The 17,362-nt window shown below is 68.4% G+C and carries 12 protein-coding genes; 7 read left to right on the top strand and 5 right to left on the bottom strand.

Features of this window, described 5'->3' with window-relative positions:
* Window positions 1–10 precede the first annotated feature (10 nt).
* Both M2421_RS13765 and M2421_RS13760 read right to left on the bottom strand, forming a co-directional pair.
* Window positions 11–1,339, bottom strand: coding sequence for a CitMHS family transporter (locus M2421_RS13765; RefSeq protein WP_259207816.1), 1,329 nt, complete (start codon window positions 1,337–1,339; stop codon window positions 11–13).
* Window positions 1,340–1,379: 40 nt separating this feature from the next.
* Entirely contained in the window at window positions 1,380–2,513 is a 1,134-nt protein-coding gene (locus M2421_RS13760; protein WP_259207815.1) for a porin, read from the bottom strand.
* Window positions 2,514–2,749: 236 nt separating this feature from the next.
* On the opposite strand from M2421_RS13760, the gene M2421_RS13755 reads away from it, so the two are divergent.
* Genes M2421_RS13755 through M2421_RS13740 form a run of 4 tightly spaced genes read left to right on the top strand, consistent with a single transcriptional unit; the run spans window position 2,750 to window position 6,571 of the window.
* Window positions 2,750–3,448 (top strand): response regulator transcription factor, encoded by a 699-nt coding sequence (locus M2421_RS13755; protein ID WP_259207623.1) that lies wholly within the window; start codon window positions 2,750–2,752, stop codon window positions 3,446–3,448.
* Entirely contained in the window at window positions 3,438–4,820 is a 1,383-nt protein-coding gene (locus M2421_RS13750; RefSeq protein ID WP_259207621.1) for a sensor histidine kinase, read from the top strand. The genes M2421_RS13755 and M2421_RS13750 overlap by 11 nt, the downstream gene beginning before the upstream one ends.
* Window positions 4,817–5,875, top strand: coding sequence for an ABC transporter substrate-binding protein (locus M2421_RS13745; protein ID WP_259207619.1), 1,059 nt, complete (start codon window positions 4,817–4,819; stop codon window positions 5,873–5,875). Before M2421_RS13750 ends, M2421_RS13745 begins: the two co-directional genes overlap by 4 nt.
* 39 nt (window positions 5,876–5,914) lie before the next feature.
* Window positions 5,915–6,571, top strand: a complete 657-nt coding sequence (locus M2421_RS13740; protein WP_259207618.1) for a response regulator transcription factor — start codon at window positions 5,915–5,917, stop codon at window positions 6,569–6,571.
* Between the two features lie 531 nt (window positions 6,572–7,102).
* Here M2421_RS13740 and M2421_RS13735 read toward each other — a convergent pair.
* Both M2421_RS13735 and M2421_RS13730 read right to left on the bottom strand, forming a co-directional pair.
* Window positions 7,103–9,748 (bottom strand): PAS-domain containing protein, encoded by a 2,646-nt coding sequence (locus M2421_RS13735; protein WP_259207617.1) that lies wholly within the window; start codon window positions 9,746–9,748, stop codon window positions 7,103–7,105.
* Window positions 9,749–9,807: 59 nt separating this feature from the next.
* On the bottom strand, window positions 9,808–10,974 hold the full coding sequence (locus M2421_RS13730; RefSeq protein WP_259207615.1) for a porin: 1,167 nt from the start codon (window positions 10,972–10,974) through the stop codon (window positions 9,808–9,810).
* Between the two features lie 300 nt (window positions 10,975–11,274).
* On the opposite strand from M2421_RS13730, the gene M2421_RS13725 reads away from it, so the two are divergent.
* The 3 genes from M2421_RS13725 to M2421_RS13715 all read left to right on the top strand — a co-directional run bounded on the left by M2421_RS13725 (window position 11,275) and on the right by M2421_RS13715 (window position 16,594).
* Window positions 11,275–12,624 carry a dicarboxylate/amino acid:cation symporter gene (locus M2421_RS13725; RefSeq protein WP_259207612.1) on the top strand — a complete coding sequence of 450 codons (1,350 nt, stop codon included), beginning with the start codon at window positions 11,275–11,277 and terminating at the stop codon, window positions 12,622–12,624.
* A 246-nt stretch (window positions 12,625–12,870) separates the two neighbouring features.
* Entirely contained in the window at window positions 12,871–15,165 is a 2,295-nt protein-coding gene (locus M2421_RS13720; protein ID WP_259207611.1) for an NADP-dependent malic enzyme, read from the top strand.
* A gap of 211 nt (window positions 15,166–15,376) precedes the next feature.
* Window positions 15,377–16,594 carry a hypothetical protein gene (locus M2421_RS13715; protein ID WP_259207608.1) on the top strand — a complete coding sequence of 406 codons (1,218 nt, stop codon included), beginning with the start codon at window positions 15,377–15,379 and terminating at the stop codon, window positions 16,592–16,594.
* A gap of 105 nt (window positions 16,595–16,699) precedes the next feature.
* Here the strand turns inward: M2421_RS13715 and M2421_RS13710 are convergent, their stop codons facing one another.
* Window positions 16,700–17,359, bottom strand: coding sequence for a basic secretory family protein (locus M2421_RS13710; RefSeq protein WP_259207812.1), 660 nt, complete (start codon window positions 17,357–17,359; stop codon window positions 16,700–16,702).
* Window positions 17,360–17,362 lie beyond the last annotated feature (3 nt).

The raw sequence follows: 17,362 nt of genomic DNA, 5'->3' as shown, positions 1-17,362 counted from the left end.
GGTAGGCGGATCAGGACGCAAGCGGGTACAGGCCGAACAGCAGGCCGCCGAGCATCAACAGCATCGAAATGGCGATGGCCCACTTCAGCGTGAACTTCTGGTGGTCGGCGAACTCGACCTTGGCCAGGCCCACCAGCAGGTAGGTGGACGGCACCAGCGGGCTGAGCAGGTGCACCGGCTGCCCGGCCAGCGAGGCGCGGGCCATCTCCACCGGAGTGATGCCGTAGTTGCCGGCCGCCTCGGACAGGATCGGCAGCACGCCGAAGTAGAAGGCGTCGTTGGACATGAAGAAGGTGAACGGCATCGAGGCGATCGCGGTGATCACCGCCAGGTACGGGCCCCAACTGTCGGGGATGATCGCCAGGAAGCTGTGCGACATCGCCTCCACCATCCCGGTGTTGTTGAGGATGCCGGTGAAGATGCCGGCGGCGAAGATCAGCGCCACCACCGACAGCACGTTGCCGGCGTGGTTGACCACGCGGCGGCGCTGCTCGGCCAGGTTGGGGTAGTTGATCACCAGCGCCATCGCGAAGCCCACCATGAACAGCACCGGCATCGGCAGCACGCCCATGATCAGTGCGGTCATCAGCGCCAGCGTCAGCACCAGGTTCACCCACAGCAGCCTGGGGCGCTTGATGTCCTCGGCGTCTTCCACGGTGGGCAGTGCATTGCCGTCGTCGGACACGCTGTTGTCCATCCAGCTGCCGCCCTCGGGCAGGCTCACCACGCCCAACCGGCGGCGCTCCTTCATGCCCAGGTACCACGCCAGCAGCAGCACGCCGGCGCAGGCGATCACCATCGAGGGGATCAGCGGCACGAACACGTCGGCCGGGTCCACGTGCAGTGCGGTGGCCGCGCGCGCGGTCGGCCCGCCCCACGGGGTGAGGTTCATCACGCCGCCGGCGAGGATGGTCACGCAGGTCATGTTCAACGCGTTCATGCCCAGCCGCTGGTACAGCGGCAGCATCGCCGACACCGTGATCATGTAGGTGGTCGAGCCATCGCCGTCGAGGGAGATCAGCATCGCCAGGATCGCGGTGCCCAGCACGATCTTCATCGGGTCGCCCTTGACGAAGCGCAGGATGATCCGCACCAGCGGATCGAACAGACCCGCATCGATCATCACCCCGAAGTACAGGATGGCGAACATCAGCATCACGCCGGTGGGCGCGATCTTCTTGATGCCCTCCAGCATCATCTCGTCGATGTCGGCGCCGAAGCCGCCGAACAGCGCGAAGATGATCGGAATGGTGATGAGGGCGACCAGCGGCGACAGCCGCTTGCTCATGATCAAGTACATGAATGTAATGACCATGCCAAAGCCGAGGATGCTCAGCATCATCTGCAGACTCCAGGAGGGGTAGTGCGGAAGGGAAGGCTCAGAAATCGAACTGCAGGCGGCCGGTCACCGCACGGGTGCGGTCCAGGTTGGCCGCGGCCAGGCGGTCGCGGTTGCGGCTCTCGATCAGGTTGAGCATGAAGCGCAGGTTCTCGCGCATGTACCAGTTGCCACCCAGCGTCCAGGCCTGGGTCTGCGCATCGCGCAGGTCCGGCTGGCCGATCAGGTGCTGGTCGCCGCGCATCTGGTCGTAGCGCAGTGCCACTTCGACGGCGCCGGCCTTGTGCTGGAAATCCTTGACCCGGCCGAAGCGGCCGGTCTTGCGGTCGTACACGCGCGACTCGCCGGTGACGAACCAGCTCACCAGCCCGTAGCCGGCCAGCACCTTGCCGCGCTGGCTGCCGTCGTCGAAGGTGGCGCCGCTGAACTCGCCCTGCCAGGACAGCGGCCCGCGCACCTGCGCGTACTCCAGCGACCACTTGTTGACGTCGGTGTCGCGCCCGGCCGAGAAATCGACCAGGGTCAGGCGGCTGTTGTCGGACAGGTGGCCGGCGGGGCGCGGCCGGATCTTCAGCCCCGGCACGCCATTGGCGCCTGGAGTGTCGTAGCGCTCATGCGCCAGCGACAGGCCCAGGTGCAGCACGTCGCCGGCGGTGGCGCCCGGTGCCCAGGTGGCACGGCCGCCGGCGGCGCGGCCCTTGACCTGCCAGGCATCGATGCTTTCCAGGCTGTAGGCGCTGGCGGCCCAGGTCATGTCGCCGCGGGCGGCCTGCCAGGAGGCGCCGAGGCGGTACAGCGGCGCCAGCGTGGTGCCGGCATTGCCGCGCTCCAGGAAGGTGCCGTAGTTGGAACTGGTGCGGTCGTCCAGCGAGAAGAACTGCTTGAACTGGCCCACGGTGAGCTTGCCGGCATCGCCGAAGCTGCGGCTGACGAACACGTCCTTGGCCTCGACCCGATCGCCGGAGAAGTCCGCTTCCAGCTTGTAGTCGACCACAAAGAACCTGCCCGACACGTCCACCCAGGCACGGCGGATCTCGGTGTCATCCTTGTTCGGCGTGCCGCGGCCGTCGTTGTCGAAATCGGCGAAGTCCAGGTGCAGGCGGCCGCCGAGCGTGGCGGTGACCGGACGGTCGTCCTCGCCGGCGTCAGCGGCCCAGAGCGGCGCGGCCAGCATCAGCAGGGTGCAGGCGGCCGGCGTGCGCCAGCGGGTTGCGTTCAGTTCCACGGACCCTCCCAGGTACTCGTTCGTGCAGTGGTGTCGTCAATGGCAGCGCAGGGGACTGCGGTGCGATGGCGCAGCCTAGTGCCGGGAAGCTGTCATCCACCTGTCGGGGGTTTGTGCACTGCAGCGAAGCCCACGAGGGCGGCCGCTCGCGCTAGCATTCGTGCACCTTCGACGATCCCTGCCCGATGCGCCTGCTGTTGGTGGAAGACAATCCGGACCTGGCCGATGCCATCGTCCGCCGCATGCGCCGCAGTGGCCACGCGGTGGACTGGCAGCGCGACGGGCTGGCCGCGGCCAGCGTGCTGCGCTACCAGAGCTTCGACCTGGTGGTGCTGGACATCGGCCTGCCCAAGCTCGATGGCCTGCGCGTGCTGGCCGGCATGCGCGAGCGCGGCGACAGCACCCCGGTGCTGATGCTGACCGCGCGTGACGGCATCGAAGACCGCGTGCAGGCGCTGGACGTGGGCGCCGATGACTACCTGGGCAAGCCGTTCGACTTCCGCGAGCTCGAAGCACGCTGCCGGGTGCTGCTGCGGCGCACCCGTGGCCAGGCCAGCGAAGTGGTGCAGATCGGCACGTTCCAGTTCGACAACGCCTCGCACCGGGTGAGCCTGGGGGGCCAGCCGATCGAGCTGCCCAACCGCGAGTACCGGCTGCTGGAAATCCTGATGGGCCGGCTCGGCCAGGTGGTCGGCAAGGACGAGATCGGCAATGGCTTGTTTGGCTTCGATGACGAGGCCGGCCCCAATGCGATCGAGCTGTACGTGGGGCGGCTGCGCCGCAAGCTGGCCGGGGCGCCGCTGCGGATCGTCACCGTGCGCGGCAGCGGCTACCTGCTGGAGGCCATCGAAGACCCCGCCGGCGCTGCGGCCGATGGCGACTGACCCGCGCACCTCCGGCTCGATCCGGCACACCCTGTGGCTGTACCTGGGCGCGTTCCTCGCCCTGTTCGCCGTCGCCCTGCTGTTCGGCGCACGCGATTACGGCCAGCGCGCGGCCAACCGTTCCTACGATCACCTGCTGGTGTCTTCGGCGCTGTCGATCATCGACTCGGTGGCCCTGGTGGAGGCGCAATGGCAGGTGGACCTGCCGTATGCCGCGCTGGACCTGCTGGCGATGGCCCCGGAGGATCGCGTGTTTTACCGCGTCTCCGACGCACGCGACGCCACCGTCACCGGCTACGCCGACCTCCCGGCGCCGCCGCATCCGCCCAGCGACCGCCCGCAGCTGTTCGACGCCCCCTACAGCGGCGAGCAGGTGCGCTTCGTGGTGGTGTCGCGGCGCGTGTCCTCGCCCTCGGCACAAGGCGAGGTGCGCGTGCAGGTCGGGCAGACCCGGCGTGCGCGCGAAGCACTGGCGCAGGACATGGTGACCCGCGCACTGCTGGCCATCGCCGTGCTGTCGCTGCTCTCGCTGGCCCTGGTGGGGCTCGGCGTGCATCGAGCCCTGCGCCCGCTGGTGCGCATGGAGCGCGACCTGGCGCGGCGCGAGCCGTCCGACCTGAAGCCGCTCGATGCCAGCGTGCCACGCGAGATGGACAAGATGGTCGGCGCGTTGAACCACTTCATGGGCCGGTTGCAGAGCAGCAACGAGACCCTGCGCGCGTTCATGGCCGAGGCCGCGCACCAGATGCGCACGCCGCTGGCGGCGCTGCGCGCGCAGGCGCAGCTGGCGCTGGACGAGGAAGATCCCGAGGACATGCGCCGCAGCCTGCATGCCATCGAGCGCAATGCCACTCACATGAGCCGCCTGCTCAACCAGCTGCTCAGCGATGCCAGCGTGATCCACCGCGCCAACCTGCAGCATTTCGGCCCGGTCGACCTGGCCGAGACGGTGCACCAGGCGCTGCACGAAGCGCTGCCGCAGGCACTGCCGGCCCCGCGCGTGCAGCTGGCGGTGAGCGCGCAGGCGGCCTGGGTGCGCGGTGACGCGCTGCTGCTGCGCGAGGCGATCAAGAACCTGATCGACAACGCCATCAAGTACGGTGGCGACGGTACGCTGCAGGTGGCGCTCACCGAAGAAGCGCAGCACTGCGTGCTCACCATCGCCGACCACGGCCCGGGCATCGCCGCGGCCGACGCCGAGCGGGTGTTCGAGCGCTTCGCGCGCGGCGAGGGGGCGGCGGCCGGCGGCGCCGGGCTGGGCCTGGCGATCGTCAAGCGGGTGGTGGATGGCCATGGCGGCCAGATCGACCTGAGCAACCGGGTGGGCGGTGGCCTGGTGGCCACCATCCGCCTGCCGAGGATGCATCCATGAAAACACGAGGGTGGTGGCTGCTGCTGGTGCTGGCGGCCGGCAACGCGTTGGCAGCGCCGGGCGACGTGCAGCGTTTCCCGGCCAAGGGCGCGCCGGTGGCGCAGCTGCGCATCCACGGCTCGACCGACATCGAGGTGTTCGCCACGGTGATCGCCGATTACCAGCGCCTGCATCCCGGTACCGAGATCCTGTACGAGGACGTCATCACCCAGGACATCTACGCCCGCTACCTGCGTGACCGTGGCGGCGCGCAGGCGCCGGACATGCTCATCAGCAGCGGCATGGACCTGCAGACCAAACTGGTCAACGACGGCCACGCGCTGCCGCACCGCTCGGCGCAGACCGATGCGCTGCCGGCATGGGCGCAGTGGCGGCACGAGGCCTTCGGCATCAGTTACGAGCCGGTGGCGATGGTCTACAACACCCGCACGCTGCCAGCGGCGCGGGTGCCGCGCACGCGCCGCCAGCTGCTCGAGCTGCTGCGCGCGCCGGATGCACCGCTGCAGGGCAGGGTGGGCACCTACGACGTGGAGCGCAGCAGCGTCGGCTACCTGCTGGCCACCCAGGACGGCCAGCGCGGCAGCATGGCCGGCGCGCTGCTCGGCGCACTCGGCGACAACGGCGTGCACCTGGAGGAGCGCACCGGCGTGCTGCTGGACCAGGTCAGCAGCGGCAAGCTGTCGCTGGTCTACAACGTGCTGGGCTCCTACGCGCAGGCGCGCATCGAAGCCGGTGCGCCGCTGGGCATCGTCGAGCCGGAGGACTACACCCTGGTGGTGCTGCGCACCGCGGTGATCCCGCGCAGCAGCCGGCACCCGGAGGAGGCGCGGCGCTTCCTGGACTACCTGCTCTCGCCGCGTGGCCAGCAGGTGCTGTCCCGCGAGGCGCGATTGATGCCGATCCTGCCGGCGCAGGGCCAGCAGCGCGGCCGCTCGCCCGAGCGCAGTTACCGCCCGATCCAGCTGGGGCCGGGCCTGCTGGTGTACCTGGACGCGCTCAAGCGCCGGCAATTCCTGGACGCCTGGAATGGCAGCATGCGCCAGCAAGGCCGGTAGCCGCGGCGGCTGGCCGTCAACCTCATTACAATTGGCCGCATGAGTGAACTGACCGTCCTGATCGCCGACGACCATCCGCTGCTGCGCGCGGCCGTGGTGCATTCGCTGCGCCAGTCGCTGCCGCAGGCGCAGGTGCTGGAGGTGGCCAGCGCGTCCACGCTGGAGGCGGCGCTGGACCAGCATCCGGAGATCGAGCTGGTACTGCTAGATTTGACCATGCCCGGTGCACGCGGCTTCTCCTCACTGCTGCACGTCCGCGGCGGGCATCCGGACATCCCGGTGGTGATCGTGTCGTCCAACGACCATCCGCGCGTCATCCGCCGGGCCCAGCAGTTCGGCGCGGCCGGGTTCATCCCCAAGTCGGCGCCGGCCGAGACCATCGGCCAGGCGGTCGCGGCGGTGCTGGACGGCGGGGTGTGGTTTCCGGCGATGGCCCCGGAACGCTCGGAGTCCGATGCGCTGCTCGCCGCACGCTTGGCCCAGCTCACCCCGCAGCAGTTCCGCGTGCTGCTGTGCCTGGCCGACGGCCTGCTCAACAAGCAGATCGCCTACGAGCTGGGCCTGGCCGAGAACACGGTCAAGGTGCACGTCACCGCGATCCTGAAAAAACTGGAATGCCACAGCCGCACCCAGGCCGCGGTGCTGGTGAAGGCGCTGGAGCCGGAAGGCGATGCCGGCGCGGGGCTGGACGGCTGAGCCCGCGGGCAGCGGAGGCATCGCCACCTGCGGAGAGTCTCAGCCGAGCATGGCTCGGCTCTACCAGAGCGCGGTACCCAAGCAATCGCGTATGCCGTTACCCGCGGCATACGGTACCCGGCACCCGGCATCCGGTAGAGCCGAGCCACGCTCGGCTGCTCCCCAATCCACGCGGTAGAGCCGAGCCACGCTCGGCTGCCCCCCAATCCACCCGGTAGAGCCGAGCCACGCTCGGCTGCTCCCCAATGCACCCGGTAGAGCCAAGCCACGCTCGGCTGCCCCCCAATCCACCCGGTAGAGCCGAGCCATGCTCGGCGGCCCCCCAATCCACCCGGTAGAGCCGAGCCATGCTCGGCTGCCCCCCAATGCACGCGGTAGAGCCGAGCCACGCTCGGCCGCTCCCCAATCCACCCGGTAAGCCGAGCCATGCTCGGCTGCCCCCAATCCACCGGGTAGAGCCGAGCCACGCTCGGCTGCCCCCCAATCCACGCGGTAGAGCCGAGCCATGCTCGGCTGCTCCTGAATCACCGATCACGCCCGATGCCGCACCAACACCTGCGTCATCAACGCCCGCAGCGCCGGCGGCCGCACCGGCTTGGACAGGAAGCCCCATCCGTTCGCAACCGCCTGCGCCTTCAACGCGTCATCGCGCTCGGCCGTCACCAGGATCACCGGTGGCCGTGCCTGCCATAGGCCACAAAGGTGCTCGTACAGCTCCGGCCCATGCCACTGGCCCATGCGTACATCCAGCAACAGCAACTGCGGCACGTTGAGCGCCGAGGCGATTTCCAGCGCCGCCTGCGGCCCGTCGGCCAGTTCCACCGCACAGCCCCAGCGCTCCAGCAGGGCGCGGGTGGCGGCGCATACGCGCGGGTCGTCATCGATGCTCCAGACCCGGCAATGCCGCAGCGGGCTGTCATCGCCTGCGTCAGTCGCCACGGCCGGAACCGGCGCCGGCGCTGGAATGGCCGCGGCATCGCCCAGCGGCACGCTGACCGCGAACACGCTCCCGCGTCCCAGCGTGGAGTGCAGGGTGATGCGATGCCCAAGCAGGCGCCCGATCCGCTCTACGATCGCCAACCCCAGCCCGGCGCCGCGTTCCTGCTCGACGCCATCATCCAGCCGCCGGAATTCCTCGAAAATCTCGCCCTGCAGGCTTTCCGGAATGCCCGGCCCCTGGTCATGCACCTCGATGCGCAGTTGGTCGCCCTGCCGTCGGCACCCGATCAGCACGCGTCCGCGCGGGGTATAGCGCAGCGCATTGGACAGGAAGTTCTGCAGGATGCGGCGCAGCAGCGCCTCGTCGCTGACCACCACCGCACGCGTATCCACCCAGCGCAGCTGCAGCCCGCGACTGTCGGCGGCGATGCCGAACTCGCGGGCCAGCGTCTCCAGCAACGGCGACAGCGCGAATGCGCGCACGTGGGTCTGCAACGCACCCGATTCCAGCCGCGAGATATCCAGCAGGCTGGTCAGGATGGCATCCTGCGCGGCCAGCGCCGCGTCCACGTGTTCGCTCAGCTCGCGCGCGTCGCCGTGCAGCTTGCCGCGCAGCACCGAGACGAACATGCGCGCGGCGTTGAGCGGCTGCAGCAGGTCGTGCACGGCCGAGGCGACGAAGCGTGACTTGTAGCGGTTGGCGCGCTCTGCCTCACGGCGCGCCTCGTCCAGGTCGCGGGTGCGCTCGGCCACGCGGTGCTCCAGCGCATCGGCCAGCGAGCGCAGTTCGCGCGCGGTGTTCTTGTAGGCGGTGATGTCGGCATAGCTGGTGACAAAGCCGCCGTCGGGCAGCGGGTTGCCACGGATCTCCAGCACGGTGCCGTCGTCCTTCTCGCTCTCGCGCATGTGCGGGCGGCCGCTGCGCAGGTGGTTGAGGCGGCGCTCGATGGCCTCGTCGATGGGCCCGGGGCCGAGCAGGCCGCGCCGCGCGTTGTACTGGAAGATCTCCTCGATCGGCCGGCCCACCCGGATCAGTCCGGCCGGGAACTTGAACAACTCCAGGTAGCGCGCATTCCACGCCACCAGTTTCTGTTCGTTGTCGATCACCACCACGCCCTGCGGCAGGTGCGCCAGGCTGCGGCTGAGCCCGCTGTCGGCCTGCTGGGCGGCCTGCAGCACGCCGTCCTGCGCAGTGCGCAGCTCCTCGGCATGCTGGGCCAGTACGCTCTCCAGCTCGCGCCGGCTGCGCTGTCGGTGCGCATCCAGCCGCCGCCGCTGCTGCACGAACAGCACCAGGAAGCCCAGCGCCAGCCACGCCGCGCCGCCGCCGATGGCCGCGCTGCGCCCGGCGCTGGTGGCCGCGCCGGCATCATGCAGCAGGTGCAGGTTCCAGTGTTCCTCGGGCAGGGCCAGGCTCTGCCACAGCATCGGCCCGGGCAGGACCGGCTCGAGCAGGCGCACCATGCGTCCGCCGTTGTCCAGTACATCTTCGGTGCGCACCCGCAACGGTTGCAGCGAGCGGTCGGCGTATTGCCGGGCCTCGAGCATCTCGCGGCGCTCGCCGTTGCCCAGCGGGCGCAGCAGGCGGTAGCGCCAGGCGTCGCGGTTGGCCAGGAACACCACGTCGTGCTCGTCACTGGCCAGCACCACGTCCGGGCTGGGCAGCCACTCCTGCTCCAGCGCGGACAGTTCGATCTTGATCACCACCACGCCCAGCCGCGTGCCGTTGTCCTCGATCGCCTGGGACATGAAGTAGCCGGGCACGCCGGTGGTCATGCCGATGCCGTAGAAGCGCCCACGGCCGGTCGCCAGTGCCTGGCGATAGTAGGGGCGGTAGCTGTAGTCCTCGCCGACGTTGCTGCTGGGCTGGTCCCAGTTGCTGGCCGCCACGGCCACCCCGTCGTGCCCCACCAGGGTCAGCGTGGAAGCGCGGGTGACCTGGTTGGCGCGCTGCAGTTTGAGGTTGAGGCGCTGGCGCGCCGCCGGATCGGGTGCCTGCAGCAGGGCAAGGCGCAGGTCCGGGTCCAGTGCCAATACCTGCGGCAGGGTGCCGAAGCGGTCAATTCGCTGCTGCAGGCCCTGGCCGTACAACTCCAGCTGCCGTTGCACCTGCTCGCTCTCGGCGGCCAGTGCACGCCGCCATGCGTAGTGGCCGGCGGCGGCCGCGCACAGCAGCGTGCCGCCGATCATCAGCAGCAGGGTCAACAGCAGGGTGCGATGGCGGCCGAGCCAATACATGGCGGCAGTCTACGGGCGTGCGGCGGGCGTGGTGTGCACGCCCGCCGCAGGCGACCGGATCAGAAGTGCATCTGTGCGCGCAGTTCGACGATGTCCGGCTTGGTATGCACGCCACGACGGCTGGCATCGGCCTTCACGTAGTTGGCCTGGAACTTGAAGTGGCTGGTGAGGTACCAGTTGGCGCCCACGGTCCAGTCGTGCTGGCGGCCGCCGAGCACATCGGCATCGTCCAGGTCCAGGCGGCTGTAACGGGCCACCAGTTCCACCGCGCCGTAATCGTGGGCCGGCTTGATGTTGGCCACCGCGCCGGCGTTGTACGGGCGCGACTCGCCGGTGAGCACCCAGCTGGCCATCGCGTACTGGCCATTGCCGGTGTAGTCCGGCTTGCCCTCGCGGGTAACGGTGGTCTGCAGCACTTCGCCCTGCAGCGAGAACGGGCCGCGGATCCAGATGCCTTCCAGGCCGGTGCGTCGGATCTGGTCGGCGGTGGCCAGGGCGCCGGAGTCGACCAGGCGGATGTCGGTCAGGCCCGCTTCCGGGCGCGCACGCAGGCGCGCGCTGGCCTCATGGTGTACGTCGCGGCCATCGCGGTAGCCGCGCGGGTTTTCCTGCGAGTAGGCCAGGCCCAGGTGGAGCACGTCGCCAGCGGCCTTGACCGGGGTCCATACCGCGCGCACCGCCTGGGTGGTGCCGGGGTTGTCGCCCTGCAGGTCCTTGCCGCCGTAGGCACCGGCCTGCAGCAGGTATTGCGGGCGCTCCAGCACCCATTCGGCACCGGTGCGGCGGCCTTCGTAGAACGCCTGCACGGGCAGGGCGGTCTCCAGGAAGCTACCGGCGCGCGAGGAGGTGCCCGCGTCCAGGCCGACCGGGGTCTTCATGTAGCCGAAGCGGAAGCGGCCCACGTCGCGGCCGAAGAACGCCTTGCTCTCAAAACGCACGAACACGTCCAGCCAGGTGTCGGCCTGGAAGTCGTAATACACCATGGCGTCGTAGACGCCCTTCTTCTTCAGGGTGGCGCCGAATTCCTTGCGGCGCACGGCGTCGGCATCCTCGATGCCGCTGTCGCCGGAGAAATCATTGAGGTCGTAGGCGATGTTGGCGGTGGCGGCCAGCTCGGTTCCATCGCTGAAGGCGACCTTGGTCGGCCAGTTGTCGAAATCGGCGGCCGAGGCCAGGGCGGGGGTAGCGGCCAGGCACAGGGCCAGCAGGGTCGGGGTCGGGCGCATGGAGGAGCGGCTCTCTGGATTCTTGAAGCGGACAGGACAACAACGGCCGCAGCGCCGGAAACTGTTGCCCTTCCGGGCTGCGCGCGGTCACCAGCCGCCGTGGGGGAGGGCGGGATGGGGGCAGTGTAGGCACTCCTCGCTGTCTGAACCGGGGGGCTAGTACCAATAGGTTATCTGCGCGGCGGTGACTCGCGCGTACAAATGCGTCCATCACCCGCCGCCGTGGCGGGATCCACCTGGAACTGGCCTGCCGCTGCCGAGCGGGCCGGACGCAACAACACCGCTTCTCCGGAGTCCGCCATGCACGTACCCACCGCCGCCCCGCTGCCGGCCAAGCCGCTGCCCTTCTACCGCCAGCTGTATTTCCAGGTGGTGGTGGCGATCGTCCTTGGCGCCGTCCTCGGCCACTTCGAACCGGCCTTCGCCGAATCGCTCAAGCCGCTCGGCGATGCCTTCATCAAGCTGGTGAAGATGATCATCGCCCCGGTGATCTTCCTCACCATCGTCACCGGCATCGCCGGCATGACCCACCTGCGGACCGTGGGCCGGGTGTTCGCCAAGTCGATGGCCTACTTCCTGTTCTTCTCCACCCTGGCCCTGATCGTGGGCATGGTGGTGGCGCACGTGGTCCAGCCCGGCGCGGGCATGAACATCAACCCGGCCGACCTGGACCAGACCGCGGTGCACAGCTACGTGGAAAAATCCCACGAGCTGACCCTGACCGGCTTTGCGATGGACATCATCCCGGCCACCCTGGTCAGTGCCTTCGTCGATGGCAACATCCTGCAGGTGCTGTTCGTGGCGGTGCTGTTCGGCATCGCGCTGGCCCTGACGGGCGAGAAGGGCCGCCCGGTGCAGACCTTCCTGGAGGCGCTGACCGCGCCGGTGTTCCGGCTGGTGCACATCCTGATGAAGGCCGCCCCGATCGGCGCCTTCGGGGCCATCGCCTTCACCATCGGCAAGTACGGGGTGGGGTCGCTGATCAACCTGGCCTGGCTGGTGGGCTCGTTCTACCTCACCGCGTTCCTGTTCGTGGCCGTGATCCTGGGCGTGGTCTGCCGCCTGTGCGGGTTCTCGGTGTTCAAGCTGGCCCGCTACCTCAAGGCCGAGCTGCTGCTGGTGCTGGGGACCTCCTCGTCCGAGTCGGCACTGCCTTCGCTGATGGAGAAGATGGAGCGCGCCGGGTGCGCCAAGTCGGTGGTGGGTCTGGTGGTCCCGACCGGCTATTCGTTCAACCTGGACGGCACCAACATCTACATGACCCTGGCCGCGCTGTTCATCGCCCAGGCCACCAACACCGAACTGACCCTGGGCCATCAGATCGCACTGCTGGCGGTGGCCATGCTCAGCTCCAAGGGCGCCGCCGGCGTCACCGGCGCCGGCTTCATCACCCTGGCCGCCACCCTGGCCGTGGTTCCGGAAGTACCGGTGGCCGGCATGGCGCTGATCCTCGGCGTGGACCGCTTCATGAGCGAATGCCGCTCGCTGACCAACTTCATCGGCAATGCGGTGGCCACGGTGGTGGTGTCGCGCTGGGAAGGCGCGCTGGACCGCGACCGCCTGGCCCTGGCCCTGGACGGCCGCGAGGCCGAGTTGCCGGCGCTGGCCACCGACGACCTGCCGTCGCCGTTGACCGCCTCGGCCCGCTGAGCCGCTGCCCGCGTGTGTGTGTGCAGGGCCCGCCCACTCCGCCTGGAGGGCGGGCCCTGCGTTTTTCACCCTGCTTGACCGGTGATGTGCTTTGTCATCGGGGTCGGTCACGCTGGCCGCATACGCTGCCGAACGGCCTGGGATATGTGCGGTTGCAGCATGGCCGCGACAGCGTAGCGACAGGTCCATCCACGCCAACGGGGGTATGATCCCCTGTTCCTCTCGCCCATTCATCTGCAGAAAGCGATGTCCAACGAAGATTTCAAACAGGCTGCCCTCGATTACCACCGCATGTCGCCGCCGGGCAAGATCCGCGTCGCAGCGACCAAGCCGATGCTGACCCAGCGCGATCTGTCGTTGGCCTATTCGCCGGGCGTGGCACACGCCTGCGAAGCGATCATGGCCGACCCGCAGCAGGCCAGCGAGCTGACCGCGCGCGGCAACCTGGTCGCGGTGATCTCCAATGGCACCGCCGTACTCGGCCTGGGCAACATCGGCCCGCTTGCCGGCAAGCCGGTGATGGAAGGCAAGGGCGTGCTGTTCCAGAAGTTCGCCGGCATCGATGTGTTCGACATCGAGATCGACGAGAACGACCCGGACAAGCTGGTCGACATCATCGCCTCGCTGGAGCCCACCTTCGGCGGCATCAACCTGGAGGACATCAAGGCCCCGGAATGCTTCATCGTCGAGCGCAAGCTGCGCGAGCGGATGAACATCCCGGTGTTCCATGACGACCAGCACGGCACCGCGATCATCGTGGGCGCCGCGGTGCTCAACGCCATGGTCGTCACCGGCAAGCGCATCGAAGACGTCAAGCTGGCCACCACCGGCATGGGCGCGGCGGGCATTTCCTGCGTCAACATGCTGGTCTCGCTGGGCCTGAAGAAAGAGAACATCCTGGCCTTCGACCGCGACGGCGTGATCCACACCGGTCGCACCGATCTGGACCCGGAAAAGGCGCGTTACGCGCGCGACACCGACAAGCGCACGCTGGCCGAGATCGTCGACGGCGCGGACATTTTCCTCGGCCTGTCGGCCCCCGGCATCCTGACGGCGGACATGGTCAAGACCATGGCCAAGGACCCGGTGATCTTTGCCCTGGCCAACCCCACCCCGGAAATCATGCCGGAAGTGGCGCGTTCGGTGCGCCCGGATGCACTGATCGGCACCGGCCGTTCGGATTACCCGAACCAGATCAACAACGTGCTCTGCTTCCCGTACCTGTTCCGCGGTGCGCTGGACGTGGGCGCGACGGCGATCAACGAAGAAATGAAGATCGCCTGCGTGCACGCGATCGCCGCGATGGCGCGCCGCGAGGCCAGCGACCTGGGTTCGGCCTATGGCGATGAAACCCCGAGTTTCGGCCGTGACTACCTGATCCCGCGTCCGTTCGACCGCCGCCTGCTGGTGGAGCTGTCGGCCGCCGTGGCGCAGGCCGCGATGGATTCGGGCGTGGCCACGCGCCCGGTGGCCGACATGGGCGCCTACCGCGAGAAGCTGGCCCAGTTCGTCTACCGCACCAGCCTGATGATGAAGCCGGTCTACGATCGCGCGCGCTCGGACAAGCAGCGCGTGGTGTATGCCGAAGGCGAAGAAGAAGTGGTGCTGCGCGCGGTGCAGAACGTGGTCGATGAAGGCCTGGCGCAGCCGATCCTGATCGGCCGCCCGGACGTGATCGAGTCGCGTATCGAACGCCTGGGCCTGCGCATGAAGGCCGGGGTCGATTTCGATATCACCAACATCAATGACGACCCGCGCTTCAACGAGTACTGGCAGTACTACCACAACCTCACCGGGCGTCGCGGCGTGACCGTGGCGGCGGCCAAGAACCTGATGCGTTCACGGCCGACGTTGATCGCCGCGGTGATGGTGGCGCGCGGCGAAGCCGATGCGATGCTGACCGGCGTGGTGGGCCGCTTCCACAAGAAGCTGGGCTACGTGCGCAGCGTGCTGCCGCTGGAATCCAAGGTGACCTCCACCTCGGCCATGACCGGCGTGATCAACCAGCAGGGCGTGTTCTTCTTCGTGGACACCCACGTGCAGGAAGACCCGACCGCCGAGCAGATCTGCGAAGCGACCCTGCAGGCGGCCTACCGCATGAAGCTGTTCGGGATCGAGCCGAAGGTGGCGCTGCTGTCGCACTCCAACTTCGGCAGCCACGATTCCAGGGATGCGCTGAAGATGCGTACCGTGCGTTCGCTGCTGCTCAAGCGCAATCCGCGCCTGAACGTGGACGGCGAAATGCAGGGCGACACCGCGTGGGACGAGGCGTTGCGCCACAAGTTGCTGCCCGACAGCACGTTGAAGGGCCGTGCCAACCTGTTCGTGCTGCCCAACCTGGAAGCGGCCAACATCGCCTACAACCTAGTGCGCGTGTTCACCGATGGCGTGGCGATCGGCCCGATCCTGATGGGCGTGGCCAAGCCGGTGCACATCCTGACCACCAGCGCGACCTCGCGCCGCGTGCTCAACATGACCGCCATCGCGGCGGTGGATGCGCAGATCCGCAAGCAGCTGGAGGCTGAAAAGAACGGCGCGTAACGCGCCGGTCTTTTGACCGCCAGCTACCAGAACGCGCCCTTCGGGGCGCGTTTTGGTTTCACGTAGATCCACGCCATGCGTGGATGCATTTCGCTCGGGATCACGCACGCCGCGACGCGGCTTCGGTGTGGTCTCAACGCCGGCCAGAACCCGGCACGCATCGATGCCGCCAGCCCGGACACATGCGCCGCGCTGCGCGCGGCATCCACGCATGGCGTGGATCTACGGCGATTGTTACGTCGCCGGTCGTTGTGCCGATGGTTATGTCGCCGCCAAACCGCGCCCCCAGGCTTCGCGTTACGCCGATCGAAACGCGTTCGCGGTGCCACGTAGATCCACGCCATGCGTGGATGCATTTCGCGGTGACAACAGGCACGCCGCGATGCGGCTTCGGTATGGCTTGAACGCCGGCCAGAACCCGGCACGCGTCAATGCCGCCAGCCCGGACACATGCGCCGCGCTGCGCGCGGCATCCACGCATGGCGTGGATCTACGCCGATTGTCACGTCACTGCCTGACGGCGTTCTTGGTGCCACGTAGATCCACGCCATGCGTGGATGCATTTCGCGGTGACAACAGGCACGCCGCGACGCGGCTTCGGTGTGGTCTCAACGCCGGCCAGAACCCGGCACGCATCGATGCCGCCAGCCCGGACACATTCGCCGCGCTGCGCGCGGCATCCACGCATGGCGTGGATCTACGGGATTGTTACGTCGCTGATCGTTGTGCCGATGGTTATGTCGCCGCCAAACCACGCCCCGGGTTTCGCGATATGTGGATGGAAACGCGTTCGCGGTGTCCCGTAGATCCACGCCATGCGTGGATGCATTTCGCGATGACAATAGGCACGCCGCGATGCGGCTCCGGTCTGGTTTCAACGCCGGCCAGAACCCGGCACGCGTCAATGCCGCCAGCCCGAACACATGCGCCGCGCTGCGCGCGGTATCCACGCATGGCGTGGATCTACGGGGATTGTTACGTCGCCGATCGATGTTTCGATGGTTATGTCGCCGCCAAACCACGCCCTGGGTTTCGCGATACGCCGATCGAAATGCCGATGCGCGTGTCGCGGATCGATACCCGGATTGTCACGTCGCGGATCAAAATGCCGATGGTCGGATCGCCGCTCAATGCGCCGATGGTGATGTCACCGATCGACATGCCAACGGTCACATCACCGATCAACATGCCGTCGGCGGCCTGGCCGATCAATACGCCGGTAGCCCACCGGTCACCAGCCTGCAATCTCGGCAAGGCCCAATACCCCCACGCGGCCCGGCCGCGGCGGAGGGCCACCGGCTCCCGCCGCCCTGGGCCCGACCAGACCCCCCAATGGCCAGCCCGGAGCGATCCCATGCGCAGTCGATCGACCAAACGCTATTTCCAACAGTTGTTCGCGCTGTACGCCGGCCTGGTCGGCGCGCGCTGACCGAGCGTCCGCGATCCCGGTCGTGCCGGCCATACCGGCCGTGGTCGGCTCCGCCATACTCTTGATCGCCGCGCGCCCGCCCATTCCTGGTGGGCACCCGCCGCGTCAACGTGACTGCACGTACGCCGCCCACAGCGCCGGCAACGCCAGCCCGGTGCGCTGGTCCCACAGTGCCGGCGTATACCGACCCTCGCGCAACGCCGCGTCCAGCGCCTTCACCAGCCCCGGGTTGCGCGCCTCGCTCCACTTCAGGAACGCCCCGGTCACCCGGTAGCCGGTATCGAAATGCTGCCCCGGCTTCACTACCGTCGGCAGTGCCCAGCCCGCCGCGGCATTTTCCCGCCCATAGCGGTCGCGCGCGTAGTCGGCGATGCCTTCCACCAGCCAGCCGGGCACGCGCTCGTTGGCGTATTCGGGGTAGCCCTGCACGATGTGCATCGCTTCGTGGGTGACCAGGTCCACGTCGTCGGGATGTTTGGCCAACCACCCCGGGTTGATGGTGATCGTGGTTGCCCCGTCGCCTTCGCCGACAAAGGCGACGCCGTCGTACGCCGGGTCGATCACGATGTGCGCCTGCGCCGGTGCGCCCGGATGGAAATCGGCACGTTCGCGCAGATACGCCGTGAAGAACGTCCCGATGATCCGCGCACGCATCGTCGCATCCAGCGCATCAGCCGGGTCGCGGTAGGTCAACGTCACCCCCTCGCGTTGCTGGTTGCCCTCGAACGCCGTTGCATCGAACGCCAGCAACGCCAGCATCATCATCCC

This window comes from Stenotrophomonas sp. BIGb0135, from assembly GCF_024810105.1.
GTDB classification, from domain to species: Bacteria; Pseudomonadota; Gammaproteobacteria; order Xanthomonadales; family Xanthomonadaceae; genus Stenotrophomonas; species Stenotrophomonas maltophilia_AB.
The sequence above is the reverse complement of the archived record's forward strand: the minus strand, read 5'-3'. Positions and strand labels throughout refer to the sequence as shown.

Bases quoted from the DNA above. Each gene is read 5' to 3' on its own strand.
- M2421_RS13750 (WP_259207621.1), top strand. From the start codon at position 3,438: ATGGCGACTGACCCGCGCACCTCCGGCTCGATCCGGCACACCCTGTGG.
- M2421_RS13765 (WP_259207816.1), bottom strand. From the start codon at position 1,339: ATGCTGAGCATCCTCGGCTTTGGCATGGTCATTACATTCATGTACTTG.
- M2421_RS13720 (WP_259207611.1), top strand. From the start codon at position 12,871: ATGTCCAACGAAGATTTCAAACAGGCTGCCCTCGATTACCACCGCATG.
- M2421_RS13760 (WP_259207815.1), bottom strand. From the start codon at position 2,513: ATGCTGGCCGCGCCGCTCTGGGCCGCTGACGCCGGCGAGGACGACCGT.
- M2421_RS13730 (WP_259207615.1), bottom strand. From the start codon at position 10,974: ATGCGCCCGACCCCGACCCTGCTGGCCCTGTGCCTGGCCGCTACCCCC.
- M2421_RS13740 (WP_259207618.1), top strand. From the start codon at position 5,915: ATGAGTGAACTGACCGTCCTGATCGCCGACGACCATCCGCTGCTGCGC.
- M2421_RS13715 (WP_259207608.1), top strand. From the start codon at position 15,377: ATGGCGTGGATCTACGGCGATTGTTACGTCGCCGGTCGTTGTGCCGAT.
- M2421_RS13735 (WP_259207617.1), bottom strand. From the start codon at position 9,748: ATGTATTGGCTCGGCCGCCATCGCACCCTGCTGTTGACCCTGCTGCTG.
- M2421_RS13755 (WP_259207623.1), top strand. From the start codon at position 2,750: ATGCGCCTGCTGTTGGTGGAAGACAATCCGGACCTGGCCGATGCCATC.
- M2421_RS13725 (WP_259207612.1), top strand. From the start codon at position 11,275: ATGCACGTACCCACCGCCGCCCCGCTGCCGGCCAAGCCGCTGCCCTTC.
- M2421_RS13710 (WP_259207812.1), bottom strand. From the start codon at position 17,359: ATGATGATGCTGGCGTTGCTGGCGTTCGATGCAACGGCGTTCGAGGGC.
- M2421_RS13745 (WP_259207619.1), top strand. From the start codon at position 4,817: ATGAAAACACGAGGGTGGTGGCTGCTGCTGGTGCTGGCGGCCGGCAAC.